Origin of the sequence: Sulfidibacter corallicola, assembly GCF_017498545.1 — a bacterium.
Taxonomy (GTDB): domain Bacteria; phylum Acidobacteriota; class Holophagae; order Acanthopleuribacterales; family Acanthopleuribacteraceae; genus Sulfidibacter; species Sulfidibacter corallicola.
In genome coordinates, this window is sequence record NZ_CP071793.1 from 10,959,332 (window position 1) to 10,975,372 (window position 16,041).

Annotated in this window: 9 protein-coding genes; 7 read left to right on the plus strand and 2 right to left on the minus strand. The window is 60.9% G+C overall.

Annotated features, from left to right (window positions below; translation table 11 throughout):
- Positions 1 to 29 precede the first annotated feature (29 nt).
- On the minus strand, positions 30 to 1,745 hold the full coding sequence (locus J3U87_RS32520) for a multiheme c-type cytochrome (RefSeq protein WP_237379977.1): 1,716 nt from the start codon (positions 1,743 to 1,745) through the stop codon (positions 30 to 32).
- Between the two features lie 441 nt (positions 1,746 to 2,186).
- On the opposite strand from J3U87_RS32520, the gene J3U87_RS32525 reads away from it, so the two are divergent.
- On the plus strand, positions 2,187 to 2,600 hold the full coding sequence (locus tag J3U87_RS32525) for a hypothetical protein (protein WP_237379978.1): 414 nt from the start codon (positions 2,187 to 2,189) through the stop codon (positions 2,598 to 2,600).
- Between the two features lie 77 nt (positions 2,601 to 2,677).
- Here J3U87_RS32525 and J3U87_RS32530 read toward each other — a convergent pair whose 3' ends face one another.
- On the minus strand, positions 2,678 to 4,435 hold the full coding sequence (locus J3U87_RS32530) for a GAF domain-containing sensor histidine kinase (RefSeq protein WP_237379979.1): 1,758 nt from the start codon (positions 4,433 to 4,435) through the stop codon (positions 2,678 to 2,680).
- 346 nt (positions 4,436 to 4,781) lie between these two features.
- Between J3U87_RS32530 and J3U87_RS32535 the strand changes: the two genes are divergently transcribed.
- The 6 genes from J3U87_RS32535 to J3U87_RS32560 all read left to right on the plus strand — a co-directional run bounded on the left by J3U87_RS32535 (position 4,782) and on the right by J3U87_RS32560 (position 15,995).
- Positions 4,782 to 6,590, plus strand: coding sequence for a PQQ-binding-like beta-propeller repeat protein (locus J3U87_RS32535; protein ID WP_237379980.1), 1,809 nt, complete (start codon positions 4,782 to 4,784; stop codon positions 6,588 to 6,590).
- A 261-nt stretch (positions 6,591 to 6,851) separates the two neighbouring features.
- Entirely contained in the window at positions 6,852 to 7,616 is a 765-nt protein-coding gene (locus J3U87_RS32540; RefSeq protein ID WP_237379981.1) for a hypothetical protein, read from the plus strand.
- 29 nt (positions 7,617 to 7,645) lie between these two features.
- Positions 7,646 to 8,317 (plus strand): hypothetical protein, encoded by a 672-nt coding sequence (locus J3U87_RS32545; RefSeq protein WP_237379982.1) that lies wholly within the window; start codon positions 7,646 to 7,648, stop codon positions 8,315 to 8,317.
- A gap of 359 nt (positions 8,318 to 8,676) precedes the next feature.
- Positions 8,677 to 9,654, plus strand: coding sequence for a DUF6607 family protein (locus J3U87_RS32550; protein WP_237379983.1), 978 nt, complete (start codon positions 8,677 to 8,679; stop codon positions 9,652 to 9,654).
- 11 nt (positions 9,655 to 9,665) lie between these two features.
- Positions 9,666 to 11,930: a TonB-dependent hemoglobin/transferrin/lactoferrin family receptor gene (locus J3U87_RS32555; RefSeq protein WP_237379984.1), complete on the plus strand. Its 2,265-nt coding sequence runs from the start codon at positions 9,666 to 9,668 to the stop codon at positions 11,928 to 11,930.
- Positions 11,931 to 12,377: 447 nt separating this feature from the next.
- Entirely contained in the window at positions 12,378 to 15,995 is a 3,618-nt protein-coding gene (locus J3U87_RS32560; RefSeq protein WP_237379985.1) for a non-ribosomal peptide synthetase, read from the plus strand.
- Positions 15,996 to 16,041: the final 46 nt, after the last annotated feature.

The window sequence follows — 16,041 nt, forward strand, 5'->3', positions numbered from 1 at the left end:
GGTCTTGCCCGAGCCGCCGTCATCGGCGTTCAATCCGTTTGGGAACAGGCGGTTACCGCCATGACGTCGAGCACGGTCAAGCGCCCGTCGCCATCGCGATCCCAGGCCGGCGGGACCGTGGCCCCCTGCCAAATGCCCGCGGCAACCAATCCCGGATCGACGATCACGGTTTCGTCGAACAGCGTGATTTCCCAAGGATTGCCGCGATTGTCGGTGGTCCAGCCCATATTCTCGACCAGCGCACGCCAGGCACGGCGCCAGGTCAGGATCACGCGCACCCGTTCGGCATCCAGCGCACAGGGGTCTGCGGAGGTCGCCAGCGAAAAGCCGTAGGCGGTGACATCCGTGGTGCCGGCCGCCAACCGCGTGTCCTCGGCCACCTCGTGTGCTTCGATGAACAAGACGGGCATGTCTCCGTTCTCGTCGGCCAGCACCTTGGCGTAGCCCTTGCCCGGCAGGCCGGCCCAATCGCCATCGTCGTCGAGGCCGTCGTCGTCCGACCCGTAGAAAGGCACGACCGAGCCCGAGACCTGGGCCAGAATCGCACCGCCATCGCCCTCGGCCGACACCCGTAAAATCATGTTGCGCAGCGAGATACCGGTGGGCATCGCATGACCCGCCGCGCCGTTCGTCACGGACACCCGTACCGAGAGGTGTCCGTCCTTGCCACCCACCGCCACCGCGACGTCGACGGCATCGCGAAGCCCCTGCGCGGTAGTCGCTTCGATCTGGTGGGACGCGTGGCTGCCTGCGGGTCGGTCGGGACCGTTACCGAAACCGGTCGGCGGATCGCACAGGCGACCCGATTCATCGCTGCGCGGCATGTGGCAGTCCTGGCAGGTGCGGTAATCGGGGTGTTCCGGATCGCCATATGTCGAGGCAAGCCACTCGCTGTAGGTGGTTTGGGCCGGCACACCGGTTTTGGGATTGCTGTACTCGTGGCAGGAAGCACAAAATCGGCTTTCCGCGAATTGCGGTTGATACACCGCTTTCATGAAGGCGTAATCCACGTCCGCCAACGGGCCCCACACGTATTCGTGGGTTCCGGCAATCCCATCCGCAGGAAACCGCATGGTGGCGTTACCCACCAGGTGGAGCCCATCGACGAATTCGTTGACGTGATCCATCTGATGGCAGGCGCTGCAATTGACCCCTTCCTTGGCCGAGGCCCGATCGAAGAAATCATCGATCATGTCGAGCTCGTCCAGAAAAAAAGTGCCCGGCGCGGCCACGTCCGCGTTCGGTGCATGACAGGTCGCACAGAAGCCCGTTTCACCGGGATGGTCGGCGCTGTAGGCCGCAAACACATCCTGGACCCAGGTATTCTCGGCCGTTCCGGCATGACGCGACAACGACCACTCGCCCATCTGGAGGTCGTGGCAATCGCCGCAGCCGTTGGGAGAGGCGGCGCGTATCGGGAAGTACCCCGCGTTGATCGCCTTCGGAATCGCCTCCAGAATGACCTCGAGCGAAGTGGTTCCGTTGTTTACGGTCACCGTTCGGGTCAAGTACTGAACCGCATCCTGGAGATCGTAGGGTTTGGCAAATCCCAGGGTCACCAAGCCGGTCCCGGTCACGGGAAGGGTGAAGGCCCCCTGGCCGTCGGTCGTCACGACCGGTTCGGCAGTTGTCTGGACGCGCACCAGGACACCCGCGATCGGTTGATCCTGAGCGTCGCGCACCACGCCGCTCACGTCGGCGCGCAGGAAAGGGAGCACCAGCCAAAGGACGAGCCATCGGGCCATGGGTTACCTCGGATGGAATGTGACGGAAGTTTGTTATCATTTCGGTCGAAAGTGAATTTCCCTTGAAGAAGACGCCTCTACCGGGACGAAACCACCGCGGCCGCTCCCCGGACAGCCCGAGGCGATCCATGGGATTCACTTCCAGACCCGTTCCACGGGACTTTCCGAATCAGGAACCCACTGATGCCTTCTTTCATGCGTTCGATTCCGTATTTTTGCCGTACCGCCCTCGCGTTTCTCGTCATCGGCTCCTGTGCCATGCTCACCGGACAATCACGCCCTATCTTGAAACAGACGGCAAGTGCATCTCCACATCAGTTGCCCGCGCAGGACTTCCTCACCACATTCTTCGAGGGCACCCAGATCGACTCGAAAGCGTTCCTCCTTTGGGGATCTCCGGGATCACCCACGCGCGAGTCGCAAAACGAGGAGCAACAGTCCATGGAATACCAGGTTCGCCAGGAAATTCTCGACCTGCATCGATTCTTTCAAGATTGGTTCAACGGCGTCCTCCCCAAGAACGCGGCGAGCGTTCAGCGCCTGGATCGAGCCCTGAACCCGCAGTTTCGAATCGTTTCGCCCCATGGGATCCTGACCGAGAAGCCGCGCTTGATGGAGGGCATCGAACAGGCCCACGGCGTTCATGCCGGCAAGGGTTTTCGGATTTGGATCGACAACGTCACCTGCCGTCAGCTCTCGCCGGATCTGATGCTGGCCACCTACGAAGAGTGGCAGGAAAGCGAGGGCACCAAACGCGGTCGGGTCAGCAGCGCCCTGTTCCAAAAGCAGGTGACCGCCCCCAACCAGGTTACTTGGTTACACGTCCACGAAACCTGGCTGCCCCAATCACCCTAGCGGAAAACGACGAAACGGGTGAGCGTCTCGGGCGCGCATCGCACGAACCCATCGTCGGGGGAAATCGCCCGGGGCGATCAAACCACGAATTTCAGGCAAAAGCAGGCGCCCTTGCCCACCCCGTCGCTCTCGACCTCGATTCGACCACCCATTTCCTTCATATAATTGGCCGCCATGTGGAGCGAGATCCCCGGACGTTCGGATTTGGTGGAGAAGCCCTGGTGGAAAATCTTGTCGCGATGCTCCGGTCGGATGCCCCTGCCCGAATCCCGAATGGTGAGACAGACGGTGCCGGTCCCCTCCATGAACACCTTGATCCAAATTTTTCGGTCGCCCTCGGTCACGGCCTCCAGAGCCTCTTTCGCGTTGGTCAACAGACAGGCCAGGATGTTGATCAACTTCGATTTGTGAATCTTGATCGGCGAAACGGGTGAATAGGAACGTTCGATCGAGATGCCGGACTTCGCCAGCCCGCCGGCCACGAAGGTGACCGCATCCTCGACCAGGGTCGTCAGGTGGGCGAATTCCTCGATCTGGGTGTAATCGGTGTATTTCTGCTGGGCACGCACGATTTCGAGAATCTTGTCCCCGCTGGCCTGCATTTTCAGGGCGTCTTCGATGAGCTCCTGTTTTTCCTGGGACAGCGCCCGCTCCAGTTTCAGAATCAAATCGATCAGCTTATCTTCACCCATTTTCTCGAGCAGCTCGGCTTTGGGGCGGTCTTCGCGAAACGAGGTGGCGACGCGATGCAGGGTGCCGAACGACGAGTGATTCAATTTTTCGAGGACCGATTGGGAGGTGATTCGGAAGGTGTTGAGAATGTTGCCCACATTGTGAAGGACATCGGTGGCGATTTCGGCCATCCCGGCGAAGTGGGCCGCTTCGATCAGTTCCTCGCGAACCTCCTGGAGTTCCTTGTTTTTCAGCTTGATCTTGATGTCCAGGTCGCGATTGGTTCGCTGCAGGGTACCCAGGGAACGGGCGTGCTGAATCGCGATGCCGGCGATATGGGCATAGGAGTTGATGAGGTCGATCTCACCGGGCGAGGGCTGGGAAACGTACCGGTAATACATCGCGAAGGTCCCGAGAACCTGGTTGTCGGTAATGATGGGCTGAGACCAGCAGGCTCGCAGTTCGAGCCTCTTGGCCAACTCGTGAAAAAACGCCCAATTGGGGTGATCGAGAATGTCGGGCACCACCACGCGTTTTCCCGTCGCGGCGGCGGCGCCGCACGACCCGACCTTCTCGCCGATGGGCAGCCCGTCGACAGCGGCGCGGTACCACTGGGGCAGGCTCGGCGCCGCACCTTCGAGCAGGGTCTTCGTTTCGGGATCGAGTATGAGGACCGAGCAGTACATATCCGGAACCAGCGCCTCTGCCGTATCCACCAATTTTCGCAACACACAATTCAGGTTGACGCCGCCGGTGATCAACTCCAGGACTTCCTTGTGGGCCTGGTTGGCATCGTGGGCGCGCTTGAGATGGGTGATGTCGCTGATGAACCCACGGATCTGGGGCGGCTCGCCGTTCTCCGGTTTGGCGCCGATGCCCAGCTCGGAAACCCACTTTTCCTTGCCGGAGCGGGTGCGAATTCGGTAAACCAACCGGTAGGGGAGCCCATGGTCGAGGCTCTGGTGGACCTTGGTACCGATTTCCGAAAAATCTTCGGGATGAATCAAATCCTTGTAAGTCGGTTTGCCGATCAAGGCATCGGAAGAAAACCCCGTGATGTCTTCACAACTCTTCCCAATGTCCTGAAACAGGTGGGAACCGTTGAAAAAGCCGCGATAGGGTGTCGGGTGACATCCTTCGGGTGAATTTGTGTTTTCCTGCATGGTTTGGAAATCCTGGCTTACCACGGTAACACCTCGAAGGATCGTCTGTCTGACCGGCAATCACCACTATATTTGAACACTTGGTCAAATTTATTGTACCGCGCAAATGGCGTTTCGGGCAGGTTCAGCCCGGCTCGCGTGGGCCCATGCCACGCCCATCGTCGTTGGTTCGGTTGCGAAAACGGGTCACAAAGGCCTGGATGCAATGGGTTGCGTGCACCGGAAGTCGGTTCCGTTTTCCCTTCCCCGATCTTTTAAAAAAATACACCCGAACCTTGTGATCTCCATTAAACGGATCTCGAATTGAATCGTACCGCAGTTGAAATTCATGTATTTGGAGACAGTAATGGACATAGAACAGGGTTCCAATCCGAGTGTATCTCCCCAAGTTCCACCCGATGGCACATCCAATGGACATGCCTCCCAAACCGTCCATCCAAACCAACCGAAACCGCTCAGGCTGTGGCCCGGTGTGGCGGCCGCGGTCCTGCTCTTCCTGGTACGATTCGTCATGCCGGAAGTGGTGTCCGGCACGCTGGCCTACGGGATTTTCGGAAGCCTCGCCTGCGGCGCGATCATCCTCCTGTGGTGGGCCTTTTTCAGCCGTATCCCCCATCTCGAACGTTGGAGCGGGTTGCTCCTGATGATCGCCGCCACGGCCCTGACCTATCACACCATTCACGAGTCGATTGCGACGGCCATGATGGGCCTCATGTTTTTCATTTTCGCCATTCCGATCGTGACCCTCAGCTTGGTGATTTGGGCGGTGACCACGCGCGGGCTTTCCGCCGGACCGCGGCGAGCGGCGCTGGTCGCCATCGTCCTGGTCGCCTGCGGCGGCTGGAACCTGCTGCGCAGCAACGGCATCGACGGCGACGCCGCGGCGGATTTTCGATGGCGCTGGACCCAGACCGACGAAGAAAAACTGCTCGCCCAGTTCGGCGACGAATCGATGGTCCAATCCTCAACCCGGCCAGAGACACCGGGGTCCACGGCGGGCGTGGAAGCCGCCTGGCCCGGCTTTCGGGGACCGGCACGCGACGGCATCGTCCCCAGCGTGCGGATCGACACCGATTGGTCCGCGTCGCCCCCGCAAGAATTGTGGCGCCGACAAGTGGGCCCGGCCTGGTCCTCCTTCGCGGTGCGCGGTGAGCAGGTCTACACCCAGGAGCAGCGCGGCGAAGAAGAGGTGGTCACCTGTTACAACCTGGCCACGGGTGAGCCGGAATGGCGCCACAGCGACACGACCCGTTTCTGGGAAGCCAACGCCGGCGCCGGTCCCCGCGCGACACCGACCATCAGTGGAGACCGCATCTACACGTTCGGCGGGACCGGTATCCTGAACGTGCTCGACGCCGGCGACGGTTCCGTCATCTGGTCGCGCAACGCGGGCGAGGACACCGAAGTGGAGGTCCCCTTTTGGGGTTTCTCGGGCTCGCCGTTGGTGGTCGGCGACGTCGTCATCGTGGCCGCGGCGGGCGTGCTGGCGGCCTACGACCTGAACACCGGAGAACCGCGCTGGACCGGCCCGGCCGGCGGCAACGGTTACAGTTCGCCACACCATTTGACGATCGACGGCGTCGGACAGATTCTGCTGCTGAGCGGCACCGGCGCGACCAGCGTGGCCCCAACCGACGGCAAGGTCCTGTGGGCCCACGAATGGCCCGGCTTCAGCATGGTGCAACCGGCCCTGACGACGGATGGCGACATCCTGCTCGGAGCCGGCGAGGGCGTCGGCATTCGGCGCATCGCGGTCGCCCGTGGCCCCGAGGGCTGGACCACCGAGGAGCGTTGGACGTCGGCCCGGCTCAAGCCCTACTTCAACGACTTCGTCCTTCACGAAGGTCACGCCTTCGGTTTCGACGGCCGCATTCTGGCGTGCATCGATCTGAAAGACGGCGAACGCAAGTGGAAGGGCGGTCGATATGGCCACGGTCAGCTCGTCCTGCTGGCCGAACAGGGCCTGTTGCTGGTGCTTTCCGAAAAGGGTGAGTTGGCGCTGGTCAAGGCTTCGCCGGAGGGGTTCTCCGAACTCTCCCGGGTCCCCGCGATCGAGGGCAAGACCTGGAATCACCCGGTACTGGTGGACGACGTGCTGCTGGTACGCAACGCCCAGGAGATGGTCGCGTTCCGGCTGTCCCTGGCGGGCGGCTGAACCCTCCTGGTCGGTGGCGGCCTCGCGTTCCAACGCGGCATTCGAGGCCGCCACCCCACCCTGCGCGATCCACGGCGCGCGCACCCTCCAAAAGCCCTTGTACCCCAAGGCCGTTTCTTTTAAGCTGGACATACTCCCTTTTCCATTTGCGCAGGCGACCGTCGGCTTTTCCGAGCTGGACGTTCGACTCGGGGCGTCCTAGTCGATGTGTCCCCATTTGCATGCCCGCTCGACCACCAGCTTTTCACGGGAGGGAACGCTATGGACCGCTTTTATCTGGAGAAACTGGTCGAAGACCTGAATCATTCGGTCGCCGGCGAGTTGGAGCGCGTGCTGGACACCCATCTCACCTATTGCTGGCCGATGGATCGCTCGGTGGAAATCGGTGAAGCCCATTTCAAGGTGCTGCGATTCCTGATCGCGATCGGCGACGCCTGTCCCGCCGCTCGCCTGCTGGAGGTGCACGGCGCCCTCGCGGCCCTGACGGAGCGGTTCAGCGGCCAGGATTACCGCTGCCACATCCACATCGGACACGACGACTGGGTGCCTGCCTCGGAAGACATCTACCAGGTGGTTCTCCAGATCATGTTTCTGGACGACGGCAAGAACCATTTGACGAACAAGCTACAGGCCGCCAAGATCCTCGAGGATCCGGAGCAGCAGGAACGCGAGCTGCCGCCCTGGCTGGCCTACGACGAGCATTTGAGCTGGGATCACGTGGAGGACGAGGTACTCACCTTCTGCCAGTATTTCGTCTCCAGCGAGTTTCGCAACCTGAACCAGATCCGCAACTTCGAGACCGCGTTCTGGCGCGTGGTGAACCTGGCTTGCGGTTATTTTTCGCTGGAAACCTACGAGGACCTGGTGGCGCGCATGCCGGAACGGTTCCGTCCGGCCCTCGGGGTCATTCCCCTGGAGTGGCAGGAGTTGCGCCAGAAGGAAACCGAATTCGACCGCCCGGAATGGGAACGCTGCAGTCGCAGCAGCATCCGTTTCTGCCAGCACTTGTTGGAAATGGGCCGATAGCCGACGGCGCTCGAGCGGGGAGGGATCACATGTTACACGTAGCCGAACTGTACGAAAAGCTGGTCGACCAGAAACAGGTCCGCGCCATTCGTCGCTTCAACCTGCGCAAATACTGCCGGGGCCTGTCGCTACCGCCCTGCGGCATCTCGTTTTGGACCGTGGACGATGTGAATTTCGACTACCTGCAGAGCCTGAACCGCTCGCTGAACCACGATAAATTCTGGTTCCAGGGCGGCAGCAACTTTCCGCGCGGCTACTGGGACGCCCACGTGTTCGGCAACCAGCGGCGCACGGAATTCATTTTCCTCATGACCAAACCCTATCACTGCCGGGTTTGGCGCGGCTTTTTCCACCGTTTTTTCGCGGACCAGTCACGCCTCTTCGGCGAAGAACCCTGGCCGCCGACGTTCGAAGACGGCGAACTGGAGGAACTCCGCCCCCGGCTGGCAGTGCAACTGACCCAGGATCTGATTCATTTCTCGCCCCATGCGCAGCACCTGAACGCATTGGCCGAGTTCCACCTGGGCCTGTTCCTGTTGACCTGGTTCGACCGCTCGCCAGGCCCCACGACCGCCGACATTTTCGATGCGTTCAAGGCCGCCCACCCGGAGCAGCGAGCCCAGATGACACGCATCCAAACCACCAGCGAAACGCGCGAACGCCTGGACGAAATCCTCTTTTTGATGCACGCCATCCGTTGAATCGCGACTCGTCGAGCCTCAGAACCCATTGACCGACCCCGGTTGGGGCATAAACCGAGGCGCGCCCAGGCGACGAACCCGCATGCCCAGGGTGACCGGCACGACCGTGGGTAGGGCGAGAGCCAACTGAGGTACAGGACCTCCTCTCCAAACACGGGGCCATCCTGCCGCGAGGAAACCGAAGCTCGCGGCCACGGTTCGTTCGCTTTGGGGTTGACAGGGTCGAGGTAGCGTCGTTTAATGTTTTCGATATTGAGATCGATTCTCATTATCTGACAGAATTCGTATTGAGCCCCCTATTTTTTCGTCTTATCGACCCGCTTGCCTGACCCGGTCAGACCCGCTTCAAGGAGATTCCCATGAGTGTTACACTCTCCCGCCTGGCGCTCGTCGCCACGCTGCTTGCCGCCACCACCCTTTCCGCGGCCGAAAAAAATACCCCCGAACCCAGCCCCAAGGAGCGCGATCGCCAGGCGATTCTCGCCATGGCCGGCACCTACGTCGTCGACTTCCACTTCAAGGAAACCGTCGGTTTCACGATCGGCTACGATCTCAAGCCCGCCTATGACTCCGGCGCTTTGGAAACCATCATCGTCGTCGAAGACAGCCCCGAGAAAATCGTCCTGCAACACGTGCTGCAAACCGATCACGGCATCATCAAACACTGGCGCCAGGATTGGGAGTTCGAGAACACCCAACTCCTCACCTTCGAGGGCCACCGCACCTGGAAAAAGAAGAACATTTCCAAAACGGAAGCCCGCGGCACCTGGACCCAACGCGTCTTCCAAGTAGACGACAGCCCGCGCTACGAAGCGATCGGCAAATGGGTCCACATCGGCGACCTCTCGCAGTGGGAGTCCGAACTGACCAACCGCCCGCTGCCCCGTCGCGAGTACACCAAACGCTCCGACTACCACATCCTCGTCGCCCGCAACCGCCATGCCCTGACCCAAACCGGTTGGGTTCACGAGCAGGACAACTTCAAGCTGGCCTTGGGCGAAACGCCCGAGGAGAACAAGGTAATTTCCCGAGAAATCGGTCTCAACACCTACGAGCGCACCCTGCCCGCACGCCTCACCGAAGCCCACGACTGGTGGGCCGTTCACCAGCAGTACTGGGCGGATGTCCGCAAGGTCTGGAACGAAGTGTACGCCTCCCGCAAGGAACTCTACCTGGCCAAAAAAGTCGAGGACAAGTCGCTCTGGAAACACCTGTTCGACCTCGACGAAACCCTTTCCGGTACCCGTTCATACGATTCCACCGAGGCACGTAAGCAGATCCACGCGGCCATCGAGCCCTTCCTCCTGAGCGAACCCGACTCCGGTGCGGCGTACTAAGAGGTAGTTCCATGAATTCATTTCGATCTCTATTTTTGCTGTGCCTGCTTTTCGGGTTCAGCCTCGTCGCCCAAGACAGTAACGCCAACGGTACGGAAGACGATGCCGCGGCATCCGAAAACGAAACCCCGACCCTGTTGGAAAAAATGACCGTGGTTGCCGAACGCGGCCCCACCAAGATCAAGGACACGGCCGTCACGGTCGCGGTCGTCAGCGAAAAGCAGGTTCGCGAGCAAGTCGCCACCAACAGCGCCGACCTGATGCGCTACGAACCGGGCGTCTTCGTGAGCCGCGACACCACCCGCCTGGGCCTCAACGGCTTCAACATTCGCGGCATCGGCGCCAACCGGGTGTTGACACAGGTCGATGGCGTCCGTACCGCGGAGCAATTCGCGTTCGGCCCGCTCTCGGTCCACCAGTTCCAGATCGACGTGGACCTGATCAAATCGCTGGAAGTGGTCAAGAGCGCCGGCTCCTCGCTGTACGGCAGCGACGCGTTGGGCGGTGTGGTCGCCTTCCGCACGCTGGATCCCGTCGACGTGTTGGGTCCGGGCGGCAAAGATCAGGCATTCCGCTTCAAGACCGGCTACAACAGCGATTTCTCGGCCGTGCAGGCCGGTGTCACCGCGGCATTCGACCTTTCGAACTGGCAACTGATGGCCCACGCCACCTGGCGCGACACCCAGGAACGGGAAAACCAGGGCGATATCGATACGGAAGACGCCAGCCGCACGCTGCCCAACGACCAGGACGGCAACAGCACCCAGTTCCTGCTCAAGGCGGTTCGCAACCTGTCGGACAACAACCAGTTCAAGGTGACGGCGGAAATCTACGACAGCACGATGGACACCGATGTGTTCAGCGGCCAGGGCGTCTCCAACATTTTCGGCGCCCTGACCACCATCAGCGACAACACGGCCGAGGACAATCAGCAACGCGGCCGCTTCAGCCTCGAACAGCATTGGCAGCCGAGCGATGTCGCCGCCTTCGACTCGTTGCACTGGCAGATCTCCTTCAGCCGCAGCGAAACCGACCAGACGACCGTGGAGCGACGCGAAAGCTCGAGAGGGCCCGTCACCACCCGCATCGTGCGCACCGGTACCATGGAAATGGACCAGGAGTTCCTGAGCGGCGACCTGACGCTGCGCAAGACCTGGAACCATCGCCACACCCTGACCTACGGACTCAGCCTCGACTTCCAATCCTTCGAGCAATTGCGCGATCGCCGCGATTTGGACTTGGATAGCGGCAATCCCGACGCCTATGCCGGCACCTTGATCTTTCCCACGCGGTACTTCCCCAAGAGCGACGTCACCGAAATCGGTGCCTACCTCCAATGGGAGAGCCGGTTCTGGAACGATCGAATCAAGGTGGTTCCGGGATTGCGTTACGACAACTACGACCTCTCACCGGACGAAAACGACACCATCTACCTGGAATCCACCCAGAACGCCTCCACGCCCGAGGGCCTGGACGATGGGGCCGTCACCCCCAAACTCGGTGTCAACGTGGACCTGACGGAGAACCTGACGGTCTCGGGCCTGGTCGCCGAAGGCTTCCGCGCTCCGCCCCACAGCTCGGTCAACAGCGGGTTCACCAACCTCACCAGCGGTTACCAGACGCTGCCCAACCCCAACCTGGACCCCGAGTCCAGTCTCAACACCGAATTCAGCTTGAGCGGTTTGTTCCAGCGCGGCATGTTCCGCGTCACCTATTTCGACAACGAATTCGAAGACTTCATCAACGACACGGCCTTCGTCGGTGTGTCGGACCAGGGCATTCTGCAGTTCCAGCCCCAGAACATCGAGAATGTGAACATCTCGGGCTGGGAGTTCAAAGGTGACCTGATGCTGACCCAACAGCTTCGCCTGCGCGGCGCCTTCACCGACATCGAAGGCGAAGACGAGGACAGCGGCGTGGATCTTTCTTCGATCGAGCCTCGCCGCTGGGTCGCCGGTCTTCACTACAACGAGCCGAACGGGGTGTGGCAAGCGGCCCTGATGGTGTCCGACATCGCCGAAAAAGACGATGGTTTCGTAACGCCCGACAGTGCGGAACCGGATCCGTTCCTGCCCGACGGCGCCACCGTGGTGGATCTCACCGTGGGATGGAACATTCTCCAAGGCTTGAGCCTGAACGCCGGCATCTTCAACCTGACCGACGAAACCTACTGGGAATGGTCGCAGGTTCAGGGCCGGTCGAATACGAGCACCACCCTGGATCGCTATAGCGAACCGGGCGCGAATTGGCGCGTGCACCTGCACTACAACTGGTAAATCCGTCAACCAAACGACACGCGAACCCCCTGTCCTGGGTATCTATCCCAGGCAGGGGGTTTTCGCTTTTTGGAATGCCGGTCGCTCGATCTACGGGATTAAAAAAAGGGCCACCACAGGGTTTTCCGAACGCGCTCGCGATCTTTGCAATCACCCTTTATTATTTCCGCATGAGACCATCTGAAGAGCCTTGACAGAATTTGGTGCCTATGAGAAGGTTTTGTACCCTTTCATTTTTTCCTGACCCCTTACTTATCTCCTAGATGACCTACATCGAGTTGAACTTCATTGTCCTTTGGATTCGGGTCGCGGCTTCCCTTCTTTCATTCCGCCATCCCATGTCATCCATGCCGGGTGCCTCGTTTTTCATACCGGCCCAAGAACCTCCGCCATTCGCTTTCAATCGTTCCCCACCACTCGGTGGTGCAGCCAGGGAGGCACGTTCCCGTGAACCAGTCTGCCCTCGTGGGTCTCGTTCCGCTCTCCTCTCGCCAACAGACCATTTGGTACGATCAAGTTCTTCATCCATCGGTTCCGGTCTACAACATCGGCATGGCCATCCGCATCGACGGTCCCATTGATCGCGACCTCTTCAGCCGTGCCATCGATCGCGTCATCGCGGAAAACGACGCCCTTCGGATACGCCTCCATCGGGGCAGCGGTCCGCCTCACCAGAGCCTGACCGAACCCGCGCCTCACTCCTTGGCATTCAGGGACTTTTCCGATCGGGCCGATCCTTCCCGCAGCGCCACTTCCTGGATGGAATCGCAGTTTCGAGAGCCGTTCGAGCTGTACGATCGGCCGCTTTTTCACTTCGCCCTGTGCCGAACGGCCGCGAACTGTCATTGGTGGTTGTTGAAGTACCACCACCTGATCCTGGATGGATACGCCAACCAATTGATCGTGCATCGCGTGAGCGAGGTCTACAACGACCTTCTCGAGGATCGGGATCCGGCCGCTTCCGAGTTGCCGCCTTCCTACCAGACGTTCGTCGAAGAGGACGCGGCCTATCTCGCCAGCCCTCGATACGAGAAGCACAAGACGTTTTGGCTCGATTACTTCGATCGACAACCCACCCCGCTGTTCGCGCCGAACCCCTCCGGCGACCCGCACGACATGGAAGCGGGGCGCGTGTCGTGGACCCTGGCACCAAGCACCTATGCAGCCGTTCGGGATTTGGCGGCAGGGTACGGCGGGTCCCCTTTCCATTTTTGGTTGGGCCTGCTCTTTTCCTACTTCAGCCTGGCTTCCGATCGCGACGATCTGCTGATCGGGCTGCCGATTCTCAATCGCACCGGTCGCGCCTATAAAAAGACGGTTGGGCTCTTTGCGGGCATTTCTCAGGTCTGGTTTCGCCAAGATCGAAACCAATCCTTCGAAGAACTGCTGCACACCGTGAAATCCGAACTCCGAGGCGTCTACCGCGCCCAGCGTTTCCCCTACCGCGAGGTCAATCGCCACCTCATCCAAAAGGGCATCCAATTGCCCTACGAGTTGGAGCTGTCCTACCAAAAACACGATTACGACATCCGTTTCGGTGCCGCGGAAGTGGAGACCCACCCACTCTTCAACGGCTACAGCCGGCCGGCCCTTTCGGTACACGTGCGCGAATTCGATGGTACCGAGCCACTGAGAGTCGACTTCGAGTATCGGCTGAACCAGTTCCAACCCAACGAGATGGCGCTGCTCAAGAATCGCTTCGATCACGTGATCCAGCAATTATTGGCGCGACCGGAAGAACCCTTAAACGCGTTGTCCATCCTGCCGGAACGCGAATGCCACCTGATCGTGACCGAGTTCAACGACACGGGCCGGGATCCGCGAGCGGATCGAACCACGTTGGACGACATCGAAGATCGGGCCCGCGCCAATCCCGACCGTACCGCCCTGGTCTTCGAGAATCGATCGCTGAGCTACGGCCAACTGGATCGACGCGCCAACGCGCTGGCCCACCACCTATGCGACACCTTCCAGTTGGGCCCGGAACAGCGCGTCGGCGTTCTGATGCAGCGAGGGTTGCGCTTGCCCGAGGCACTGCTGGCCGTTTGGAAAACCGGTGCCGCCTTCGTCCCGGCCCTGGCCGGCCTGCCGGTCGCACGCTGTGCCGAAATGTTTGCAGACAGCGGTTGCCGGCTGATCTTGACCGATCCCTCGTGTCGCGAGCATGCGGAAGCGGCGGCAAAAGGCCGCTGCCGGGTCGTCTGCCTCGACAGCGCGGCAACGGAACGACTCGATCCGCCCGAACAGGGCCCGACCCCCAACACCCTGGCCTACATTATTTATACCTCCGGGTCCACCGGCCCTCCCAAGGGCGTCATGATCGAGCACCGCTCCCTGCGCAACCGATTGGCCTGGCAACAGGCGACGAACCTGATCGACGAAGACAGTCGCGTCCTGTTGAAAACACCGGTCACCTTCGACGTATCCCTCCCGGAACTGTTCGGCTGGGCACGGGTCGGCGCGACCGTCATCATCGCTCCGGAAGGTGCCGAAATGGACCCCGGCGCGGTGCTCCAACTATTGGAGCGCGAACGGGTAAGTCACGTCCATTTCGTGCCGAGCATGTTGGGTCCCTTTCTCGACTGGGTCACCCATGCACCGGTTCGGCCCGAACTGGCCTCATTGCGCCAGGTGTTTGCCAGTGGAGAGGCCTTGTCGCGACACCTGGTCGAACAGTTTCGCGCGGTTCTGCAGCAAAAATACGGCACGCGACTGACCAATCTCTACGGACCCACCGAAGCGGCGATCGAAGTCACGAGTCACGATTGCACCCCGCAGCGGCCGGGATCGCCGCCCATCGGAAAGCCCATTCATCGTGCCAAGATCTACGTGCTGAACAAACGACGCCAACCCTGCCCGATTGGGATCGGCGGAGAGGTGTATATCGGCGGGATACCGGTAGGCCGGGGTTATTGCGGGCGGCCGGGATTGACGGCCCAGGCCTTTGTGCCGGACCCCTTCACGCCCGGCGCACGCCTCTATCGAACCGGCGACCTGGGACGGTTCGAGCCGGATGGCCACGTGACCTATCTGGGTCGCAACGATTTCCAGGTCAAAATCCGTGGCAACCGCATCGAGACCGTGGAAATCGAGCACCGCTTGACGGCACTGCCCGAAATTGCCGAGGCGAAGGTGATCGGCCGCGAGAACCCGGACCGCGGGGAACTGGAATTGGTGGGCTACTACCGAACCCACGACGGGAAACCACTCGACTCACAAAGGTTGCGCGACCAGCTTTCCGAACACCTTCCCCAGGCATGGCTACCGGCACACCTGGTGTCCCTGAGCCGATTCCCGCTGAACACGGCCGGTAAACTGGATCGCGGAGCACTGCCCAATCCCGGCGCGACATCCGACCCCTCGCCCTCGAATCGGATGCCTTCCACCGATATCGAGCGCCAACTCGCGGATTGGTGGTGCGAACTACTGGGCTTGAAGCGGGTGGCGGTTCACGACAACTTTTTCACGCTGGGGGGTCATTCCCTGCTGTTGATCGAATTGCATTTACGGCTGTGCCGCCACCTGGACCGGGATTTTCCCCTGATCGCCTTGTTCGAACGCCCCAGCATCTACAGCCAGGGCCAATTCATCGATCAACTCTCAAAACCGGAAGCGTCAGCGACGCCCAAACCCCGAAATATCCCGAGACACTTCGAAATCCCGCCACGCAAAATCGAGAGAACCGCCTATCGCGCCCCGACGACCGAAACCGAACGGCTGATCACCCAGTGGTGGTGCGAGCTGCTGAATATGGAAAACGTGGGGGTCGACGACAACTTCTTCGCCTTGGGGGGCCATTCTCTGCTCCTGGTCAGATTGCATCACCGAATCTCGCTTCGCCTGAGCCTGAAGTTCCCGCTTTCGGCCCTGCTCGAACGTCCCAGTGTTCACCGCCAAGGAGCCTACATCGATCAACTCCTCCAAGCGCCATCCGCCCCGATGGAAGATTTGCGACAAACCCGGGCGAGGCGCCCCTTGCAACCCCATCGGCTCCACGCCCAAACCCAGGCCCATCGGCAACGCCAGCTCGACCTTCGCCAGGCCGCGCCGGGGCGCCGCCGTTGAATGCGCGCAGGGAGGTGCGGTTTCGGCCCCGCACCCACCGGTTCTC